We start from the raw sequence: 22,314 nt of genomic DNA, 5'->3' as shown, positions 1-22,314 counted from the left end.
GATTAAGCTTGCATGTCCATAGGGTGGTTAAAATATAAATAAAAAATCATCTTATGCTTGCACATATTGCTGTCGTTCACCCAACCATCGCTCAATGATCAAGTCGACGTTATCGGGCACTTGCTGATAAATATGCACAGCAAGCTTTTGAATGCTTGGGATCAGGTGCTGGTCACGGATTAAATCAGCAATTTTCATTTCAGCCAGCCCAGTTTGTTTGGTACCTAATACTTCACCAGGGCCTCTGATCTCTAAATCTTTTTGGGCAATAACAAAGCCATCATTACTATTACGTAGCACACCTAATCGCTTGGTCGCAGTTTGTGACAATGGCGCTTTATATAGCATAACGCAATGACTTGCCACCGCACCTCGGCCAACACGTCCCCTTAATTGGTGTAATTGAGCCAGCCCTAAACGTTCAGGATTTTCAATAATCATTAAGCTAGCATTAGGCACATCAACGCCTACTTCAATCACAGTCGTCGCAACTAACAATTGTATTTCACCGGCCTTAAATTTAGCCATGACCTGTTGTTTTTCAGCGCTTTTCATGCGCCCATGCACTAAGCCAATAGTGAGTTCTGGTAATACCTCAGTCAGTTCTGCCGCGGTATCTTCAGCAGCCTGACACTCTAATACTTCAGACTCTTCAATTAAGGTGCATACCCAGTAAGCTTGACGATTATCTTGTAGCGCGGCCTGCCTAACTCTTTCTATCACATCATTGCGGCGACTATCAGATATCGCTACAGTCGTTACAGGGGTTCTGCCTGGGGGTAATTCATCAATCACCGAGGTATCCAAATCCGCATAGGCTGTCATAGCTAAGGTTCTGGGTATGGGGGTTGCAGTCATAATGAGTTGATGTGGATGAAAACCTTGGCTAACGCCTTTTTCGCGTAAGCCTAAACGTTGATGAACACCAAATCTGTGTTGTTCATCAATAATAATTAACGCAAGCTTATGAAAATGGACCGCCTCTTGAAATATTGCATGGGTACCAATCACTATCTGTGCGGCGCCCGAAGCGATATCTTCTAATGATTGTACTCTTGCCTTGCCTTTGACTTTACCTGCTAACCAGCCAACTTTTACCCCTAAAGGTTCAAACCATTGGGCGAAATTAATGGCATGCTGTTCGGCTAATAGCTCAGTGGGTGCCATCATAGCCACTTGATAACCATTTTCTATGGCTTGCAGCGCGGCCATTGCAGCAACTAATGTTTTGCCTGAGCCTACATCACCTTGCACTAATCGCATCATAGGATGGGATTGCTGTAAGTCTTGGCTTATTTCAGCAACAACGCGCTGCTGCGCACCTGTTGGCCTAAAAGGGAGATTTTTTAAAAATGGATTAAGTAGTTGGCCGCTGGCGGTGATTGAAATAGCAGCATCACGCTGGGATTTTTGTCTTAGCTGTAACATGCTTAAGTTGTGGGCAAGCAATTCTTCTTGAACTAAACGTTGCTGGGCAGGGTGCTGTCCTTGTTCAAGCGCAAATGGATCGACATTTTTATCCGGTCTATGCAGTAGCATAAGAGCTTGCGGCAGTGTCAGGTTATTGGGTTGCAGGTTAGCGGGAATAAGCTCTTGTAAGCCACCTTGACTTAGCATCAATAGTGCTTGTTCGGTTAACTTAATCCAACTAGCCTGCTTTAACCCTTCCGTTGTCGGATAAATCGGGGTTAAGGTTTCAGTTAAATTACTTTCATCACCGGCTTGGATAATTTTATATTCAGGGTGAACTATTTCAGCATGATGATTGCCACGACGAACTTCACCATAGGCACGGATCATCGCGCCTTGTTGCATACCATTACGTTGCGCCATTGAAAAATTAAAAAAACGTAATGTCATTTTCCCCGTGTCATCACGCACATTGCAGATAAGCATTCTGCGACGACCTTGAATAATTTGCGTGGACTGCACTTCGGCTTCGATGGTGCCGTAGCTGCCAAATGAGAGGGCGCTAATAGGATAGATTTGAGTGCGGTCTTCATAACGCAGCGGTAAGTGAAACAGCACATCTTGTACTGTTTTAATGCCTAGCTTATACAGCCTTTCAGCCATTTTTTTCGCCACACCTTTTAGCTCGGTGATGGGCACTAAATCTAAACGCAACAAACGTTATTTACTCCACTAAGTTATGCTTAACTTAATTTGCATAGCACTGGCATAGTACTGTAATTATATACATGTATTTTACTATCTTAGCAGAGATTAGATCTAAGGCAATATCAAGATATTAGCTTAAATTTATAACCAACCTTTTTGCCTGGCGATTCGGGCAGCATCAATGCGGTTGCTGGCATTAAGTTTGGCGATTGCTTCAGATAAGTAATTACGTACTGTACCTTCAGCAATAAAAAGTGATTTGGCAATATCGCTGGTGGCTTTACCTTCGCTGGCTAATCGCAGTGCTTGTCGTTCTTTATCATTTAGTGGGTCAATTTCACCTATGGCGGCAAACGCAAGCTCTGGGTCAATCACTCGCTTGCCTGACATGACCTTAACAATGGCACTGATTAACTCATCCGATGGGGCGTCTTTTAATAAAAAGCCATTTACACCATATTCCAAGGCTCGTTTGATATAACCTGCCCGGCCAAACGTGGTTAGAATTATGACTTTGGTTGTGCTGGATTGTGATTGTAGCCATTGGCTTAAATCAAGACCGGTTTTATGCGGCATTTCTATGTCGGTGAGTAATAAATCAAAAGACTGTTTTTTCAGCAAAGCTAAAGCTTGCTCACCGTCTTCAGCTTCTATAATTTCAAAGCCATTAGCTAAATGCGCGTGGGGTAATTGGTCTTTGGCCAACGTGAGCAGTGCCACTAAGGCACCACGGATCATAGCCTGGTCTTCAGCGAGTAAAATTTTCATCCTTGATCCTTCTCTATAGAATTGCCTATTACTGACCCTAGTGTGTTGAATTGGGTAGGGTAATGTTAATCGTAAACACAGGCGTAGTTTGATATTCAAATGTACCATTTAATAAATCTACCCGCTCACGCATGCCTTTTAAACCATTACCTTCGGTTATTTCTTTTGCGGCGGTATTCTGGCTTAGACTAAGATGAATATTATTTTCATCTTGAGCAAAAATAAGACTCACTCTTTCAGCATGACTATGTTTGAGACAATTATTAACAGCCTCTGTCAAAATGAGCGCTAATTGCGACTCGATAAGCTCTGTTGATGATGGGGTATCTCCTTCCACATTCACCTCCATGCCTTGATCGCGCAAAGATTGTATTAATGTAGGCAGACAAGCTTGTAGACCTTTATGTTTGTAGTTCGACACAGTTTGACGAATTTGGCTAAGGCTATCACGCGCTATTTCGGCTAATTGGCTTAATTGTGTTTGGGCTAAATCGAGTTGATTTGCATGAAGTAATTTTCCAGCAAGTTCGGCTTTTAAGGCAATTGAAGATAAATTGTGGCCCATAATGTCGTGTAAATCACGGGCAATGCGTTCACGTTCTAATGCAGTTGCCAGTTGGGTTATCTCGTCTTGTGAGCGCTTATGCTGACGCTTAATGCGTTGACGATTTTGTTCAATGATACCAAAAATCCCTACTCCTAAACTAATGCCCATGCCATAAAAAGCGAAGTAATACCCTTCAATATTAACGACTTGATTCAATGCGAATAACAACAAGAAAATTGCCAAAAAACCTAAAATAGCCGTGCGTAATGTATAGAAGAAACCGATAAAAAAGCACACAAATGAGAATAATGAAATAGTGCCGGAGGTAAAAGGTGTCGCCACAATCGCGCATGTTAGCATTAAGGTGATAGGGTAAAGCGCTTTTTGGGTACTGCTGTTATATGCCCAAAAATATCCGAAAATAAAGGGCACTAATATTAACAGTGCGACTACGATATTGAGCCATTGACCTTGCATAAAAAACAGCGGGATAAAATAAAAACCTAAATTTAACAGGTATACCCAAGCCGTTTTTTGCTCGTAGCTTTTTTCAGCAGTTAGGTCGTTGTTATTAAAGTAACTCATGGTGCTTATTCCAGTTTAATCATTGGGTCGTGCTGATAATTAAGACGCTGTTAATCATATGTTAACTGCGTCTTAATTGCGCGTATATAGGCAAGCCTTTATTTAAAAAGGCTTTTAATATGACGCTTACTTTGATACCTGCTTTGCTGTTTGCTGGCTAAGTAAAAACTTAGCCCAACCATATTGTGCATCAACCGTTAACGCGGTTTGCCAGTCAGAAATTGCCCCTGCCATATCGCCATCTTCTTGTTTAGCTAGCCCGCGCCATGTGTAGGCTTCGGCGTGTCCCCAGCAAATATTTTCACAAGGTGCTTCAAAAAGGGTAATGGCTGCTGTTGCGAGTGTTTGCGCTTTTTCTATACCGCCACCAAATATTGATGGGGTATTGAATGCGCTAATGGCTTGCACCAATTTAACCCTTGGGTTAGTGGCATCAAGTTGCTCCGCTTGGGTCAGTAAACGTGATGACTTCATGCCTAAGGTGGCTGCTTTGCTGCTATCCAAGGCGATTTGCATGCCATAGATTGACGCTAACAGCGCGCTGGCATCGGCACTATTTTCTCTTTTAATCAGTTGTGCAAGGTTTGCTTGAGCCGAATCCAAGTGAGTGCTGGCAAGTTGTCGTTGCCCCAAAATATTGGCGGTTATTGCTAAGCGGTATTCTGCATAAGCTTTTTCATAATCAAAAGTTTGGCTACTAATTTGTTTTAGTTGCTCAATATTCATGGTGTTGGCCGCGGCATCAATTTGGTTTATGTCAGCAAAGCTTGCGTGGCTAATAAGGGTTAAGCTGCCAATCAATAATAGTGTTTTCATGTCAATCTCCATTTGTTTCATGTTAATAAGCCAAACCAGACTGGTTTGAAACTGAGATAATTATGTCGAGAAACAATGAAGCTAGGCAGACACATAGGTCATGGATTTGATATGACAAATGTCATCAATTTTAGGTGAGTTTTGTAGGTATAAAAAAACCGCCTATAAAATTAGACGGTTTTTTGGTGGTCACCAAGATAGTGGTTTTGGTTGTTAGTAAATCTACTTAAGTGTTTATAAACACCTGCTGATTAGCATGTTTAATTTAAGCAACCACTTGAGAAATCAAGAAGCTGGTATAACCAAGATAACCCATTAGCAATACCGCACCTTCGCGACGACCAATACGCAGCCCACTCCAGGCAAAAGGTAATACCATAATGGCGAATATGAGCATGGCGATAAAGTCTATTTGATTAAAGCCTTCAGCAGATACCGGGTGGATTAATGCTGTAGCGCCCAATATGCCTAAAACGTTAAAGATGTTTGATCCTACTACGTTACCGATAGCAATATCACTTTGCCCTTTTAGTGCCGCCATAACCGAAGTCACTAGCTCTGGCATACTGGTGCCAATAGCCACAATCGTTAAGCCGATAATGACTTCACTAATGCCAAACATTTTGGCGAGATCTACTGCGCCATCAACGAATAAAATTCCGCCGCCAACCAGCATAGCAATACCGACAATAATAAGCCCTACAGACAGTAATGGTTTTTGCGGTGTGGTATCAATATCTAACTCTTCAGGTTCATTTTTTGAACTGACATAACTAAATACTAAGTAACTCACTAATAAGCTGAATAAAATAGCGCCGTCTGTAAAGCTTACTACACCGTCAAGTAGTAATGTCCACACTAAGATGGATGCACCAATCATGATGGGAATATCACGTTTAACCATTTGGGATTGTATTTGAATGGGTTTAATCAATGCGGTAATAGCCAGAATTAATCCAATGTTAACAATGTTTGAACCAACGACGTTACCCAAGGCAATACCTGGATTACCAGCAAGGGCTGATTTTATACTTACTGCTAATTCTGGTGCACTAGTACCAAAAGCCACAATGGTTAAACCAATGATCAGCGGGGCAATACCGAGCTTAAGTGCAACAGCACTTGCGCCACGTACAAGAGCTTCAGCCCCGATGGTTAAAATAATAAATCCGCCAAGAATGGCCAACGCAATTAACATGTTACTCTCATTTTATTAAGTGGTTTTGGGGTTAACCATTAGCCACTTTGGGGTTGTCGATGTAATAGGGCATATGTTGACAGAATATGTCAAAAAAATACACGCATTCAGCGTGTATTTTTTTGTCTATTTAATGAATTTTAGTTCATCAATTTATAGCTCATCTTCCCAGCGAATTTTTGCACCACGAACACCTTCCACTTTAGCGCTAAAGGCTTTTTCAAGCACATGACGTTTAATTTTAAGGGTTGGGGTTAATACATCATTTTCGATAGTCCATGGTTCTTTGACGACAATAATTGCATCAACATGTTCATGGGATTCAAGATTAGGGTTAATGCTGTCTAAGGTTGCTTTTAATGAGGTACGCACTTCTTCACGTGATTGTAAATTGGCGCCTTCAGACAATTGTACTAGGGCAACTGGGTGAGGTAGACCTGAACCGATAACACAGATTAACTCTACGTGTGGATCTTGGGCCAGTTTGCGCTCGATAGGCACTGGCGCAACGTATTTGCCTTTTGATGTTTTGAAGTTGTCTTTAACTCGACCGGTAATGTCAATATAACCATCACTGTCTATTTCACATAAATCGCCAGTATGGAAAAATCCATCTTCATCAAATGCCGCAGCAGTGGCTTCATCTTGTAAATAATATCCTTTCATTAAACCAGGACTTTTTACTAATAATTCACCTTGTTCGGTACGGCGAACTTGGCAGCCTTCAATTGCGCGGCCGACAGTGCCAATCTTATCGGCATTAAAAGGGTAGTTAATAATCGAATAAGCGCAGTTTTCGGTCATCCCCCATGCTTCACAAATATTCATGCCAATACTGTGATACCACTTAATTAACGTCGGTGGAATAGGTGCTGACCCTGAACCGAGTAAACGGCAATGCTCCAAGCCCAAGCCTTTCTGAATTTTACGTTTAATAATGCTATTGATAATAGGCAATTTAAGCAGAAAATTAAGTTTGCTTGCGCCAATTTTATTAACAATATTAAGTTGGAATAAGGTCCATAAGCGGGGTACTGAAAAGAAAACCGTTGGGCGACAACGTTTTACGTCTTCAACAAAGCTATCTAAGCTTTCAACAAACGCTACCGTTGAGCCTGAGTAGAAAGAGGACCCTTCCATGGCAATACGTTCAGTGATGTGAGCTAATGGCAAGTAAGATAGTAGTCTATCGGCAGTATTGGTTTGTAAATCACGCACTACAGCCTCACAGGTCCAACTGTAATTAGCAAAGGTATGAATAGCGCCTTTGGGCTTACCTGTTGAGCCTGAGGTATAAATGATGGTCATAGTGGTGTCGGGCGTTGGATATTTAGCATCAACTAGAGGCTGACCTAATGACAATAACTGATCCCATTGATACTGAGCTGGCATAGTGTCATAGGGCATGGCTAGGCGTAAAATTTCACCACCGACACCGGCTTCTTGGTCTGCCCAGTAGTCTAACTTACCGATAAAAATAGCCTTAGTGCCACTGTGTTCTAACACATAGCGAATGGTATCGGCATTGGCGGTAGGGTAAATAGGTACGCTGATGTAACCGCCTAGCATTAAGGCTAAGTCCGTAATAAACCATTCGGCACAGTTTTTAGATAAAATAGCCACTTTATCGCCGGGTACTAAACCCAGATGACGTAATGCGCCTGCGATTTGTTGAACTTTTTGTTGTACTTCGCGCCAGGTGAAGTCGTTATAGCTGCCATTAATCGGCTGGCGTAAATATACTTTTTCGCCGTGTGTTTCAACCCAATGCGCAAGCATTTCAACGGGTGTTTTAATTGCATTATTCATAGGGCTATTCTCTGATTTATTGTTTTTAATTAAGATTAGTTCAAACATGCGTTTGAACCAGTATGGCGAGTTTTGTGAGCCGGCGCAAATGGTTTGAGTTGATGGCATAGTAAACGTTATGAATCAACAGAATGCTCTGACCAGCTTGATAAGTGACGTCTTACAATCGAATGTAATGCTATACAGACAAAGGCTCTCAGTTATCTATATTCTCAGTTTACCGATACAATATGGTAATTAACTCAGAATGAAATTATTTTTACATTGCTGATTTTAAATGTTTTTTAGATGTTGATTTATTAGGAGGTTTATCTGCCATCGTCGCAAGACGCGGTTAATGATTGGCTTCCTGCAAAGGAGTTCAGTATGAGTATATTTTGCAAGTTTATCTGGAATGACGGCGCCATTTTTTAGCGAGCGATTATTTTATACGCTCCTATTTAGGCTTTTCCAGTACTTATGATTTCAAATTGGTGCGACCTTGAACAATACGAACCATTTTTCTCTTTTGTTATCGTGTTATAGGCTACTTCTTATTACTTCCAGCCCCAGCCGTTGATGATAATCGTTATCCTCTCTACATTTAACGATGAAATTAGCATATCAATCAAATAAAAACGTTTGGCTTACAAGGTTTATGAATACTTAATACTCATTGAAATTAACGCTTCACGTGATCCCTTTTCTGCGCGAATGCGGGCTAAATATTGTTGCCAAAGCTCAACCTGATTAGTACATAAATCAAATAAAACTTTCCATGAAAACAGCCCTGTATCATGGCCATCATCAAAGATTATTTTGACCGCATAATTACCAACGGGTTCAATGGCTGTAATGTTAACTTCTTTTTTATGGGTGACTAATATTGGGTTGCCATGGCGTTGTACTTCAGCTGATGGTGAGTGAACGCGTAACATTTCACAGCTGATGTTGTGGGTTTGGCCATTGTCGAAACTGATCTCTAATAGCTTAGATTTACGTTTAAGTTTAATCCCCGTGACGTCGGGTGTGGCTGCTGACATATGATTACCTTTTAGAATATCTAGCCATAAAAAACAGTGTAAGCTCATAAAAATGTTGAGCAATAATACAGTGAGTAATGAAACTACTTACCCATAAAAAAGGATTAATGCTAAACCTAATATGTTAATCATACTCGATTTTAGCGTTAATCCTATTTTTGTAGCATCTAAACGTGATGTACTTTGCTTAGAGCACTATTTATACCTGGTATCGATTATACTGATTACAGAATAAAGCGACTTAAATCTTCATCTTGAACGAAGGCATCCAGGTGCTTATTAACGTATTCTGCATCAATTACAAAGCTAGAACCGGATATTTCAGAAGCCTCATATGAGATCTCTTCCATCAGTTTTTCCATTACAGTATGTAAACGGCGCGCACCAATGTTTTCTGTACGCTCGTTGACCTGCCAGGCAGCTTCTGCGATTCGCTCGATACCCGATTCAGCAAACTCGACTGTTACGCCTTCGGTGCCCATTAACGCGATATATTGCTCAGTCAATGAAGCATGAGGCTCCGTTAGAATGCGTTTGAAGTCATTGGCTGTGAGCGCATCTAACTCAACACGAATAGGCAAGCGACCTTGCAGCTCAGGGATAAGGTCAGATGGTTTTGACATCTGGAATGCACCTGAAGCAATAAATAAGATATGGTCTGTTTTAACCATGCCGTGTTTAGTAGTGACAGTACAGCCTTCGACTAATGGCAGTAAGTCGCGTTGCACACCTTCACGGGACACATCCGGGCCTGAGGTTTCGCCGCGTCTACAAATTTTGTCAATTTCATCTAGAAATACAATGCCATGTTGTTCTACTAACTCAATAGCTTGCTCTTTTAAATCTTCTTGATTAACTAACTTTGCGGCTTCATCTTCAATTAACTGTTTATAAGCGTCTTTGATCTTCATCTTCTTACGCTTTGAGGTGTTTTGACCTAAGTTTTGAAATAGCCCTTGCAGCTGATTGGTCATTTCTTCCATACCCGGTGGCGACATGATTTCCACGCCGATTTGCGGCGCGGTAACATCAATCTCAATCTCTTTGTCGTCGAGTGAGCCTTCTCGCAGCTTTTTACGAAAGATTTGGCGGGTACCAGAATCTTCTTTTTTGTCGGTTTCCCAGTCTTCTTTCGGCTTAGGTAAAAGAGCATCTAAAATACGTTCTTCTGCTAACTCTTCAGCACGGAAACGGCACTTTTTCATTTGTAGTTCACGGGTCATTTTCACCGCGGAGTCGGTTAAATCACGAATGATTTGCTCGACTTCTTTACCAACATAACCGACTTCAGTGAACTTTGTCGCTTCAACTTTGATAAATGGGGCGTTGGCAAGTTTGGCTAAACGACGGGCTATTTCAGTTTTACCTACACCGGTAGGGCCTATCATTAAAATATTTTTCGGGGTCACTTCCTGACGTAGTGAAACGTCAAGCTGCATACGGCGCCAGCGATTACGGAGGGCTACTGCGACTGAACGTTTAGCATTTTTTTGGCCAATAATGTGCGAATCGAGTTCGTGGACAATTTCGCGAGGGGTCATTTCAGACATGGTTTTTCCTTTCACTCGAATTAGTAATTTAACTCTTCGACAGTTTTGAATTGGTTGGTAAATACGCAAATATCGCCAGCAATAGTCAGTGACTTTTCTGCAATGTCACGGGCGCTTAATTCGGTATTTTGTAATAGAGCAAGTGCTGATGCGTGGGCATAGTTGCCGCCAGAACCAATGGCAATTAAATCATATTCTGGCTGCACTACATCGCCGTTACCTGTGATGATTAATGACTCTTTTTCATCGGCGACGACTAGCATTGCTTCTAATTTACGCAGCATTTTATCGGTACGCCAATCTTTGGCTAACTCGACTGCAGATTTAAGCAGATGACCTTGATGCATTTCTAGCTTAGTTTCAAAGCGTTCGAACAAGGTGAATGCATCTGCGGTGCCGCCAGCAAAACCAGCGAGCACTTTATTGTGATATAGACGACGCACTTTACGCGCATTACCTTTCATTACAGTATTGCCTAGGGAAACTTGGCCATCACCTGCGATGACAACTTGGTTATTGCGGCGAACAGATACGATAGTAGTCACGGTTAATCCTCTTCACTAAACTCAGCTCCCTTTAAACAGGGTGCTGATTGATATAAAGGATATGGGGTAGAAGGTGGGTGTTTTCAAGTGAAGAAGATGAACATTCATTTATGAAAAAGCCCGATCGCTCGGGCTATTAAAATGGCACTTAAGATAGATTTATTGCCATAACCAAATTTGGCAGGTATTTATACCGCCTTTTTGCATTTTATGACGACCACGTTCACCATCACGTTTACTTTCAAAAGGCCCTAAAACGACTCGATACCAAATGCCGTTAGCACCTTCTGAACGCTTAACCAGTGCTTCCATGCCCATAAAGGCAATACGCGCTTTCATCTCATTGGCCTGACTTTCTTGACGGAACGAGCCACATTGCATTTGATATAGGCCGCTAGAAACCACGCCAGAATTTGGTACATCAACCTCAACCTGCTTGTTCTCTAATTCTTCAAGATAGGTCCACTCTTCCTGAGGCTTAGGCGGCAATTCATTAGGGTCTTTCTTGACGATTGCCTTGGCAATTGGTTTGCCAGCTTTATTGGCCGTTGACGATGCTGTGCCTGTTGCAGAATCAGCAGAACTACCATTAATCATCCATAAAAAATAGCCAAAACCGGAAACCAATACAATAGCCAATAACCATGGGATGATTGGCATAGTGCGTGCGTCCTTGCGTTTGGAAGCTCGCGAAGGTTTAGCTGCTTTTGCAGCAGGTCTAGGTTTACGGTTAGCGTAATCTCGGCTCATATTTACATGCGCTCTAAGGTTTCAATGCCTAATAACGACAAACCTGTTTTTAAAGTGTTAGCGGTTAATTGTGCTAACAGTAAGCGGCTATGTTTTTGTGCATCCGTGTCGGCGGCTAGCACTGGGCACGCTTCGTAGAAGCTAGAAAACTCGCTGGCTAGCTCATACAAATAAGCACATAGCACATGTGGCTGACCTTTGTCGGTCATGCGCGTGAGCACTTCATTGAACTGGGCAAGTTTGGTACCTAAATCTTTTTCTTTTTCATGCTCTAGTACAATTTTAGCTTGGCTTAAATCAATGTTTTCAGCGCGTTTGAAAATACCGGCTACACGGGTATAAGCATATAATAAGTAAGGTGCTGTGTTACCTTCAAAACTGAGCATTTGCTCAAAGCTAAAGATGTAATCACTGGTTCTGTTTTTAGATAAATCAGCATATTTAACCGCGCTAATGCCTACTACGCGGGCGATTTCAGTTAATGTGGCTTGGTCCATGTCTGGATTTTTACTGCGAACCAAATCAAGTGCGCGAACGTTTGCTTCATCAAGTAAGTCGACTAGCTTAACTACGCCACCACTTCGGGTTTTGAATGGACGACCGTCTTCACCGTTCATGGTGCCAAAACCTGTGTGTTCTAAGGTCATGTCTGGGCGAACGAATTTAGCTAGGCGAGCAAGCTTGAACACTTGCTGAAAATGAAGTGCTTGACGTAAATCAACAAAATACAGGGCGCGATCTGCTTTTAATACATTTGAACGATAACGCATTGCGGCTAAATCTGTGGTGGCATATAGGTAACCGCCATCGGCTTTTTTAATAATAACCGGCAGTGGCTCGCCTTCTTTTGTTTTGAATTCATTCTGGAAAACAACTTTAGCGCCATTACTTTCAGTTAATAAACCTTGGCTATCTAAATCGGCAACCACTTGGTCTAAATCAGCATTGTAGGCACTTTCACCATGCACATCATCACGGGTTAAACTCACCCCTAAACGTTGATATACCTCTAAACAATGGCTTAATGAAATATCATTAAACTCACGCCACAGCTTATTACAATATTCATCGCCTGATTGCAGCTTAACCACTAATTGGCGGGCGCGCGTGGCAAAGTCAGCAGACTCGTCAAAACGGACTTTAGCAGCACGGTAGAAAATCTCTAAGTCGGATAATTCTAATGTTGCTTGTTCACCATTGGCTGTAAGAAGTTCTTCCATATACGCTAACAGCATGCCGAACTGAGTACCCCAGTCACCAACATGGTTTTGACGAATAACGTTATGGCCTAAAAATTCTAATGCGCGTACGACACTGTCACCAATAATGGTTGAGCGTAAATGACCTACGTGCATTTCTTTGGCTAAATTAGGTGAGGAGTAATCAACAACAATCGTTTGTTTTGTGGGGAGTTTAACCCCTAAATGGGCATCATTAATCGCTTGCTGTAATTGGTTAGCCAGTGCGTTGTCATCAATAAAGAAGTTGATAAACCCGGGGCCTGCAATTTCAACTTTAGCCACATGAGATGAGGCTGGTAAAGTATCAATAATTAGCTGGGCAACGTCACGAGGCGGTTTGCCGATAACTTTAGTCAGCATCATTGCTAGGTTGCTGGCGAGATCACCATGGCTTTTATCTTTAGTGCGGTCCACCTGAATACGGGCTTGAAAATCAGCAGGTACAATACCTTGTTCTATAAACGAGGCGATGGTTTGTTGTAGTAAAGATTCAATATGTGATTTCATGGGCCTTTGCTTGCACTAAATTCGTTAATGAATGACGCGACAGAACCGCATATTTTAGCCGCTTATGGGGGTAAATTGCTATGTACTTGATGGAATTTTTTCAGAACAGATTATAAGCTTGCCATAAATGTGCTAAATGTTAACCGCTACATGAGGTCTTGTGGGTCACGATCTATGCTCCAACGGCACTTTTTGGTCTGTGGAAGTTGTTCTATGAACTCAAGAATTTTTTCAAATTCGATTTGTAACCGCTGACGTGATTTAGCTTGGAACATTAACTGGCGGCGATATTTACCTGCCTTTCTGTCTAATGGCGCGGGTATCGGACCAATAATTTCAAAGTCTTTATCTTGCGGCAGCAGCTGGCTGACTTGATTAAGAAAACTGTCAGCATCATTAGCTAGGTGTGCTTCAGCGCGAATAAGCACCATATGCCAAGCAGGCGGAAGCAAGGCTAATTGACGCTCTTTGAGTTGCTCGCGAGCAAAATCGCCGTAACCTTGGCGTAATAAACTGCGCAGTAATGGATTATCGCTTTGGTGAGTTTGTAATAATACTTTGCCGGGCTTATCTGCACGTCCCGCACGGCCAGATACCTGGGTGTAGAGTTGACCAAAACGCTCGGGGGCGCGAAAGTCAGCACTGAATAATGCACCATCGACATCTAATAAACCGACTAAGGTAACATCGGGAAAGTGGTGTCCTTTAGCCAGCATTTGCGTACCAACTAGAATTTTATATTCCCCTTTATGAATACCGTGAAGTTGTTTTTCTAACGAGCCTTTGCGCCTTGTGGTGTCACGATCTATTCGCACCACAGGGTACTTGGGAAATAATGTGGTTAATGCTTGTTCGAGTTGTTCAGTACCTAAACCATGACCCATTAACATAGTACTGCCACATTGATGACACTGCTTAGGAATGGCGTATTGATTGCCACAATGGTGACAGCAAATTTCATTCAAACCTTGGTGGACAGTAAAAAAGGCATCACAGCGGTCACACTCGTGCAAATGTCCACACTCGTGGCATAACAATGCCGGGGCAAAGCCACGACGATTTAAAAACAATAACACTTGATTGCCCGCATCTAAATGCATGCGCATTTCATTAATAAGTGAGGCAGACATACCATGCTTAAGCGGCTGGTTGGTGATATCAATAATGCCCTGTTTAACCTTTTGTGCCGCGCCCGCTCGCTCACTTAATGTCAGATGGTGATATCGACCTGATATGGCATTTTGCAATGACTCTAAAGAAGGTGTAGCAGTACCTAAAATGACCGGGATATCTTCATAATGGCCTCGCATAACGGCTAAGTCACGGGCGTGATAGCGAATTCCCTCTTGCTGCTTAAAGCTTGAATCATGCTCTTCATCTAGAATAATGACTCCAGGAAAAGGCATAGGGGTAAATAATGCCGATCGTGTGCCAATAATAATCGCCGCTTGGCCGCTTCTAGCTTGTCGCCAAGCATCAAGCCGTTGATTGTCGGTAAGCCCTGAATGAATTACCGCAATATTGACCGCAAATCGACGCTTAAAACGATTAATTGTTTGTGGGGTTAAGCCAATTTCAGGCACTAAAATAAGCGCCTGTTTACCTTGCTTTAATACTGTTTCAAGCACAGCTAAATATACTTCTGTTTTGCCTGAACCAGTAATGCCTTCGAGCAAACTACAATTAAAGCCTTGTTGCTGATTAAGAATCGATACTGCAACGGCTTGCTGTTTATTAAGTTTATGGGGTGTTTCAGTGACGTCTAGCTGTTGACGCCAGTCTAAATCAATAGTGATCACTTGTGTTTTTCGCTCAACCCAGCCTTTATCTTCAAGTGCTTTTAATGCCGCTTTACTATACTCCAGGCTAACAAACTCATCGTGGGTGATAGACTGTAACTTAAGCGCGTCGAATAATTTTTTTTGAGCCGGTGCGCGGTTAAGTAAACTAGCCTGAGCCTGTTGGCCTTGTTCGTTTAAGGAGTATAAGGTGATAGCTTGAGGCGCTGTGTCCGCTCCCTTACGTAATGCAACGGGTAGCGCCTGACTGAGCATTTGTCCTTGGGTGGTAAAATAATATCGTGCAGCCCATAAGGTCAGCTTGTATAAAGATTCAGGTAAAATAGCTTGTGAGTCGAGCACTTGAGTTATATTTTTGATTTGGTTTTCAGTTAAATCACATTGATCTGTAATGGCGGTAATTAAACCAATCAGCTGTTGGCGTCCAAAAGGGACTTTTACCCGTAAACCAATGGCTAGTGCAGCTACGTACTTTTCAGGGACGCGATAACTGAAGTTTCTTCGCAGTGGCACAGGTAAAGCGACTTCAACATACACAGGCATAAGGTTCCAAAAAGACAATTTAAATTATTCATCAATAGATGTACTTAGTGTACCGTTAACTGACAATAAATATAACAAACAGAATAAAAAGTAAGGTGAAGCTATGAATATGATGGGATTGATAATCAAATTCCTGCTCGTTGTTGTGCTGATATACAGCCAAGTTTTACCTGCTCAAGTATCACATATCAGTATTAATAGTCGTCAATTTGAACTGGGTCAGCCGCCTGTGTTAAAGGTTAATTTCATTGATCAGCATGCTGATTTATCTTTATATCAATTTGCCATCCAACAAACACACAATCAGCAGACTATAATGCAGGTATTGATGGCGGAGAAAATTAATCCTTACTTATTGCATGTTCAAGGGGATAAAGAGGTTACAGACACTGGTGCTGAGTTAATTGTGTCAAGATTACACAGTGATCATTGGGCAGCCATAATCACTTTGGCTTTATTTGATGCGCCTATCTCAGATAAAAGTGCGGCCTTAACTCCAACAGGTATTGCACCTGCTAAGGTAAATCAAATCGCCGATACATCTAAAAATAGCTCATCGGCGCTTGTTGATTCAGTTCAATCTACGCCAGTTAAATCTGCTTCAGTGAGTACGCAAAAAACACCGCCTTACGTTGAAGCGAATTGCACTATAGAACGCAATGACAGTGATACCCTGTGGAAAATAGCGAATCGTTATAAAGGGCAGTGGAATACCAATGTCTATGGGTCAATGCTGGCAATATTTGAATCGAATTTGATGGCGTTTTCTAAACAACGTATTCATTTACTGTTGAAGGATGCGTCATTAATCTGCCCATCTAACGAAATTTTGACTGAATACCATGATAAGTCAGCCGATCGTCGCGTATTTGAGGCGATTGAAGCCAAGCATCTTGCTCAGTAGAGCTTAATACATTAATAAATCAGTATTTAGTTGCAGCGGATTAGGGTATTTATATATAGTTGTTAGGCTTTGTTAAAAAAAAGTATCGATAATAAAAATGAGATAGAACCATAATGGATACGCATCGATAAAAATGATAACGATAATATTGGTGTATGAATATAGTTAGACAAAGGATTAATAAATGAAAGCCTTTCAGGTATGTATCGCTTTAGCGGCATTTGCGGCTAGCGTATTCACTCAACCTGCAGTCGCTGATGTAAGTCATATCGGTATCGAAGCCATGGGCTTTGAAGCCGGTGAGTTACCCAAACTAAATGTTAATGTGGTCAGTGACCATAATGACCTCTCATTACTCACCTTTTATATACGTCAAAAATATAAAAACACCATAGTGTTAGAGAAGTTAATTGTTGATGACCATAAGCAAAATACCTTTATTTTACGCGGCGAAGAAAAAATTATTGACCCTAATTCTTCACTGATTGTATCTGAGTATCGAAATGGTAAATGGCAGCAATATTCACCGGTAAGCTTATTTAAAGGCGATTTGGGGCAGCAAACTGCGAGTCATCAAGCGGATAAGCCGGTAGCGATTAAAACCATGAAGTCTTCGACAGCTTATAAGCAACGCCATCAAAATGTTGCGACACAGTCACAAGTCAAGCAAGATAGTCGTTACAGCCCATCAATAGCCAATTCCTCTACCAGCACAAGTAATAGGTATTCATCGTTAGCAGACGCGAGTCAATCTGGCTGTATGATTAATAAATCTGTCGAAGATACCTTATGGAATCTGGGTATAAGTAACGCAAAGCAATGGGGAACCAATGTGTTTGGTGCCATGATTGCTATTTATGAAACTAATCCAGACGCCTTTATTAACAATAATATTCAAAAGTTAAAGGCTGATAGTAAGCTGAATTGCCCCTCTGGTGAGACGCTTGCTCAGTTCCAAAGCCCGAATCAAGATAAGTTGTCGTTTGATGCGTTAGTGGCGGGGAAAATACCCAGAGCTAACCATAATAACGTTGAGGCCCAGGTTGAAATGGTACAGTCTAATGATCAACAATCGCAAAGGGTTAAAGAAAGTGAAGTCACAGCACCCCCTGAAGCCATTGAAGTTGATGAAACGATTGAAGATGAGATTGTTAGTCTTGATGTGAGTGAAAATGAGCCAGTTGCAGATGAGCCATACTCAATATCTGAGTGTGTCATCAATAAGCTACCTCAAGACAGCCTGTGGAGTGTTGCAACGGCGAATCATAAGCAATGGAATACGAGTATATTTGGCGCGATATTAGCGATATATGAGGTCAATCCTAGTGCATTTTCGGGTCAGAATATTCAACAGTTAAGAGCCGATGCTACATTGGATTGCCCATCTGAGGATATTTTAAAGCAATATCAAAATGCCCAAGCAGATAAGCTAAAGTTTGATGAATTGGTCACTAAGCAGCAATCAAACTAGCGATAAATTAACGGTGTTTGGTCTACAATGCTCTGTGGTGAAAATAACCGCTTGTGTGCAAAGTGTAGAAGCTGTATTATCTTGCGCCTAAAACATATTGTTATTAACTGCATGTGGTGTCCAACTTCGGGTTGAGATAGCGACATGGCCTTCAATTTAAGGTAACCCCCATGAAAACAGGTATTCACCCAGAGTACGCAGAAATTACCGCAACATGTACTTGTGGCAACATCATCAAAGTAAATTCAACTGTTGGCAAAAGCTTGCATTTGGACGTATGTGGTGCATGTCACCCATTCTATACTGGTACTCAGAAAATTGTTGATACTGGTGGTCGTATTGACAAGTTCAACAAGCGTTTCGGCGCACTTGGTAAAAAGTAATTGCTTGTGCAATTATGACAAAGGCGCCTTAGGCGCCTTTTTTGTTTTTTAAAATCATTTATCTTCACGTAATAAGTTTTCCCCAAGATCATTTTGTTATAAACAATAGCTTAGTTTACTTAGCTGGTATTGTTGTTATATTTACTAACATTTTATTGGGTTTAGTAACTATTTAAGCGTTAATTGATTAAATGTTTGTTATTTTACTACAATTTTAACTTGTTGATTTTTAAAAGTTCATAATTGATAAGTTAGTATTAAATGGCTTAGGTGCTGTAATGGTAAGATGTGTGGTGAAAGTTTGATTTTTTGATTTATATCTACTTTATATTAGCGTATTGTTAGGGTTCTTTGATGCTGAATAAATCAGCATTTATAAGATAACTGTTCACAACAATAGCCATTCAGGATTGATAAAATGTCAGATATTCGCCAACAAGCCCTCGATTATCATGAATTTCCCGTACCGGGCAAAACTGCCGTTTGTTTAACCACACCCGCACAATCAAGTCATGATTTAGCACTGGCGTACAGTCCAGGTGTTGCAGAACCTGTTCGTGAAATTGCAGCCAACCCTGAGAATGCTTATCGATATACTAATAAAGGTAATACCGTTGCGGTTATTACCAACGGTACCGCTATTTTAGGACTAGGAAATCTAGGTCCTTTGGCTTCAAAGCCTGTGATGGAAGGCAAATCTTTATTGTTTAAGCGCTTTGCTAATATCGACTCTACTGATATCGAAGTGACTCACAATACATCAGAAGAATTTATTAATACCGTAGCGGCTATTGCGGATACTTTTGGCGGCATTAACCTTGAAGATATTAAAGCTCCCGAGTGTTTTGAAATTGAAAGAGAACTGATTGCCCGTTGTAAGATTCCGGTATTTCATGATGATCAACATGGCACTGCAATTGTTACTGCTGCAGGCATGCTGAACTCGCTTGAAATTCAAGGGAAGAATATTAAAGATGCGATATTTGTCTGCCTTGGTGCTGGTGCGGCCGCGATTGCCTGTATGACCATGATAGTAAAATGCGGCGCTTTACGTGAAAATATCTATATGTTGGATCGCCAAGGTGTTATTCATACTCGTCGTGAAGATTTAAATGAATATAAAGCATTGTTTGCCAATAAAACTGACAAACGCACTTTGAAAGATGTGATTGAGGGGGCCGATGCATTCTTAGGCTTATCTGGAGCTGATTTGCTGAGCGAAGAAGATGTGAAGCTTATGGCGCCTAATCCAATTATTTTCGCTTGTTCAAATCCTGACCCTGAAATTAAACCGGAAATTGCCCACAATATTCGCCAGGATTTGATCATGGGCACTGGTCGCAGTGACTATCCTAATCAAGTTAATAATGTTCTTTGTTTCCCATTTATTTTTCGCGGTGCTTTAGATGTGCGTGCAGCAGTGATTAATGATGAAATGAAACTGGCAGCGGTTTATGCCATTGCTGATTTAGCCAAAGAAGCTGTGCCTAACGAAGTTTTAGCAGCTTATCCGAATGTTAAGTCCCTTAGCTTTGGGCCTGAATATGTTTTACCTAAGCCAATGGATCCAAGGTTGCTGGTTAATGTCGCTCGCGCCGTAGCACAAGCTGCGATTGATTCCGGTGTCGCTAAAATTAACAAAGTACCAGCGTATTAATTTATCGGATAAAATGGTCATCGGCGCGAATACCAGTTTATACCAAGGGGCTTAAGCCCCTTTTTTGCTGTTTTCAACAATGTATCGGGATAAAGCAAAATATTTCCTTTAGATTATGTATACTTACCAAAGAATAAAAATCCAGCAGGAAGCGGATAAATGAAGCTTACTCAAATTCTCACAAAAAAATTGACCAGTTTTTGGTTGGTGTCTTTGGCTGCCGTCGCCTTTGTTTTTTTACTTTGTGCTTTAATGAGCTTTATTCAGCTGACGTACCGTTTTCAACAAAGTAAGGTCACTGAGCTGGAATCAATGATTGTGGCTCACTATAAACAACATGGTGAGCACCAGTTAGATAAATGGTTGCCGGTCGTATTAAAAGCCTACCATGCTCAACATTTTCAATTGAGTGTTGGTGAAAAAGTCTTATTTACTTATCAAGCAGATCACCCCCGCACTCCTCATTCAAACCTCACTTTATATCAACATGTTATTGACGCCGACAGTGGCCTTGGTATGACGCTTGCAGTACCTCCTCCTTTTAGCGCATATCAGCTGGGGTGGTATGAAACATTGATTCTGTTAATCGGACTTGGTGCTATAGGTGTGTTTGTGCGATACGGCTTAAGGTGGATTAGCCATGAGTTAGAGGGTATTGAGCAACTTGCACTGCGTAGTAAATTAATTTTAGACGGTGATATTAACGCTGCAAAATCACAAGCAACTAATGGACGTCCACGGCTAATTAATCGCGCTATTTCTCGCTTACTTGATGAATTGGATGATGCCAAACAAGAGCGTGGCAGATTAGATCAATTTATTCGGTCCAATACTTTTCTAGACCCGATAACTAATATTGGTAATAGGCTGTATTTTGATAATCGTATTGATGCGTTAAGCCATGATAATAAAATGGTGGCCCATGGGGTGATATTTCTACTTGAATTCAATGATGATGCATTAATGGATGTTAAGGTCGATATTGAAGCCGATCGGATATTTTTAACCCAAATAGTTGCTACTATTTCGCCGTTGATTAATGAGCACAGTGAGGTGATTTTTGCACGTAAAACACTGCTGCAGTTTATTATCGTGATCCCTCAATTATCATTAGATGAAGCCGACTTATTGGCTGACAGATTATTAAGAAACTGCTTATTGGTAGATCATCACCATATAGTCAAACACGATAACTATCTTCATTTTGGTGGCGCATTTTATAAAGCCGGAGATCAGCCATTATTAATCATTGAAGAAGCCGAAATGGCGTTGCGCGCTGCTCAGCTGCAAAGAATTAATACATGGTTTATGTACGATAAAGGTGCGGTGGACCAGGAAATTGCTAAAGGGTCGGTTAGATGGCGCAGTTTTTTAGAAAATGCACTCGTTAATAAGCGTTTTATTGTACTGACCCAGCCTGTGGTAGATAGCGATAATAGCCTGCTACATTATGAAGTATTTAGCCGTGTTAGAGACAATAAGAATAATGAAGTAAGAGCGACACTATTCATCCCAATGGCCAACAAGTGTGGCTTAATGCCGCAGATAGAAAGGCAGGTTATTGAGAAAGTATTATTTGGTTTAATGCAAAACAATACACTTACCTATAGCGTTAATTTAAGTATGGACACGCTAACAAGCCGTGCTTTTATTCGTTGGGTCCAGTCTACTTTGCTTGAGCACAGGCCATTGGCAGCAAGGTTGATTTTTGAAGTGTCCGAAGATATTTTTATTAAGCATCAGCAACATCCACAATTAGCTAAAACGCTCACTATGTTATCTAAAATAGGCGCTAAATTGAGTGTAGATCATGTAGGTAAACAAGTAGTTGGCACACAATATATTCAAAACCAAGATTTTGATTTTGTAAAATTAGATCGTTCAATTATTCGTCAGGTGCATGAGCGACCTGAAAATCAGCTGTATATCCGTAGCCTTATTGGTGGCCTGTTACGTTCCAAGGCGCAGGTCATAGCGGAAGGGGTTGAAATGTTTGAAGAGTGGCAAACATTGAAAATATTAGGCGTTAGTGCCGCCCAGGGGCCGTTCTTGGGTGATGCTATGGTCAGGTAAATGTGATGAGCCACTAAACTTATATGTT

Annotated in this window: 17 protein-coding genes; 5 read left to right on the top strand and 12 right to left on the bottom strand. The window is 41.3% G+C overall.

Annotated elements, in window-relative coordinates:
- Positions 1 to 51: 51 nt before the first annotated feature.
- The 12 genes from recG to priA all read right to left on the bottom strand — a co-directional run bounded on the left by recG (position 52) and on the right by priA (position 15,798).
- Positions 52 to 2,127 (bottom strand): ATP-dependent DNA helicase RecG, encoded by a 2,076-nt coding sequence (gene recG, locus FJ709_RS18085; RefSeq protein WP_226411755.1) that lies wholly within the window; start codon positions 2,125 to 2,127, stop codon positions 52 to 54.
- Positions 2,128 to 2,259: 132 nt separating this feature from the next.
- Positions 2,260 to 2,886 (bottom strand): response regulator transcription factor, encoded by a 627-nt coding sequence (locus FJ709_RS18080; RefSeq protein ID WP_226411753.1) that lies wholly within the window; start codon positions 2,884 to 2,886, stop codon positions 2,260 to 2,262.
- A 37-nt stretch (positions 2,887 to 2,923) separates the two neighbouring features.
- Complete coding sequence (locus FJ709_RS18075; protein WP_226411751.1) at positions 2,924 to 4,018, bottom strand: sensor histidine kinase; 1,095 nt, start codon at positions 4,016 to 4,018, stop codon at positions 2,924 to 2,926.
- A gap of 126 nt (positions 4,019 to 4,144) precedes the next feature.
- Positions 4,145 to 4,834 (bottom strand): hypothetical protein, encoded by a 690-nt coding sequence (locus FJ709_RS18070; protein WP_226411749.1) that lies wholly within the window; start codon positions 4,832 to 4,834, stop codon positions 4,145 to 4,147.
- A 265-nt stretch (positions 4,835 to 5,099) separates the two neighbouring features.
- Positions 5,100 to 6,032, bottom strand: coding sequence for a calcium/sodium antiporter (locus FJ709_RS18065; protein WP_226411747.1), 933 nt, complete (start codon positions 6,030 to 6,032; stop codon positions 5,100 to 5,102).
- Positions 6,033 to 6,185: 153 nt separating this feature from the next.
- Positions 6,186 to 7,841 carry an AMP-binding protein gene (locus FJ709_RS18060; protein ID WP_226411745.1) on the bottom strand — a complete coding sequence of 552 codons (1,656 nt, stop codon included), beginning with the start codon at positions 7,839 to 7,841 and terminating at the stop codon, positions 6,186 to 6,188.
- A gap of 635 nt (positions 7,842 to 8,476) precedes the next feature.
- A complete protein-coding gene (locus tag FJ709_RS18055; RefSeq protein ID WP_226411743.1) occupies positions 8,477 to 8,863 on the bottom strand; it encodes a gamma-butyrobetaine hydroxylase-like domain-containing protein in 387 nt (128 codons plus the stop codon).
- Between the two features lie 224 nt (positions 8,864 to 9,087).
- Positions 9,088 to 10,413 (bottom strand): HslU--HslV peptidase ATPase subunit, encoded by a 1,326-nt coding sequence (hslU, locus tag FJ709_RS18050; RefSeq protein WP_226411741.1) that lies wholly within the window; start codon positions 10,411 to 10,413, stop codon positions 9,088 to 9,090.
- Positions 10,414 to 10,433: 20 nt separating this feature from the next.
- Positions 10,434 to 10,958, bottom strand: coding sequence for an ATP-dependent protease subunit HslV (gene hslV / locus FJ709_RS18045; RefSeq protein ID WP_226411739.1), 525 nt, complete (start codon positions 10,956 to 10,958; stop codon positions 10,434 to 10,436).
- A 159-nt stretch (positions 10,959 to 11,117) separates the two neighbouring features.
- Positions 11,118 to 11,708 carry an SPOR domain-containing protein gene (locus FJ709_RS18040; protein WP_226411737.1) on the bottom strand — a complete coding sequence of 197 codons (591 nt, stop codon included), beginning with the start codon at positions 11,706 to 11,708 and terminating at the stop codon, positions 11,118 to 11,120.
- 2 nt (positions 11,709 to 11,710) lie between these two features.
- The gene (gene argS / locus FJ709_RS18035) at positions 11,711 to 13,456 is read right to left on the bottom strand and encodes an arginine--tRNA ligase (RefSeq protein WP_226411735.1); all 1,746 of its coding nucleotides are present in this window, start codon (positions 13,454 to 13,456) and stop codon (positions 11,711 to 11,713) included.
- A gap of 146 nt (positions 13,457 to 13,602) precedes the next feature.
- Positions 13,603 to 15,798, bottom strand: a complete 2,196-nt coding sequence (priA, locus tag FJ709_RS18030; protein ID WP_226411733.1) for a primosomal protein N' — start codon at positions 15,796 to 15,798, stop codon at positions 13,603 to 13,605.
- Positions 15,799 to 15,901: 103 nt separating this feature from the next.
- Here priA and FJ709_RS18025 point away from each other — a divergent pair, with 103 nt between their 5' ends.
- The 5 genes from FJ709_RS18025 to csrD all read left to right on the top strand — a co-directional run bounded on the left by FJ709_RS18025 (position 15,902) and on the right by csrD (position 22,286).
- Entirely contained in the window at positions 15,902 to 16,702 is an 801-nt protein-coding gene (locus FJ709_RS18025) for a FimV/HubP family polar landmark protein (protein ID WP_226411731.1), read from the top strand.
- Between the two features lie 184 nt (positions 16,703 to 16,886).
- Positions 16,887 to 18,173, top strand: a complete 1,287-nt coding sequence (locus FJ709_RS18020; RefSeq protein ID WP_226411729.1) for a FimV/HubP family polar landmark protein — start codon at positions 16,887 to 16,889, stop codon at positions 18,171 to 18,173.
- Positions 18,174 to 18,343: 170 nt separating this feature from the next.
- Positions 18,344 to 18,556: a 50S ribosomal protein L31 gene (rpmE, locus tag FJ709_RS18015; protein WP_226411727.1), complete on the top strand. Its 213-nt coding sequence runs from the start codon at positions 18,344 to 18,346 to the stop codon at positions 18,554 to 18,556.
- A 418-nt stretch (positions 18,557 to 18,974) separates the two neighbouring features.
- Entirely contained in the window at positions 18,975 to 20,213 is a 1,239-nt protein-coding gene (locus FJ709_RS18010; protein WP_226411725.1) for a malic enzyme-like NAD(P)-binding protein, read from the top strand.
- 159 nt (positions 20,214 to 20,372) lie between these two features.
- Positions 20,373 to 22,286: an RNase E specificity factor CsrD gene (gene csrD, locus FJ709_RS18005; protein WP_226411723.1), complete on the top strand. Its 1,914-nt coding sequence runs from the start codon at positions 20,373 to 20,375 to the stop codon at positions 22,284 to 22,286.
- Positions 22,287 to 22,314: the final 28 nt, after the last annotated feature.

This window comes from Shewanella glacialimarina (assembly GCF_020511155.1).
In the GTDB taxonomy this organism is placed as follows: domain Bacteria; phylum Pseudomonadota; class Gammaproteobacteria; order Enterobacterales; family Shewanellaceae; genus Shewanella; species Shewanella glacialimarina.
The sequence above is the reverse complement of the archived record's forward strand: the minus strand, read 5'-3'. Positions and strand labels throughout refer to the sequence as shown.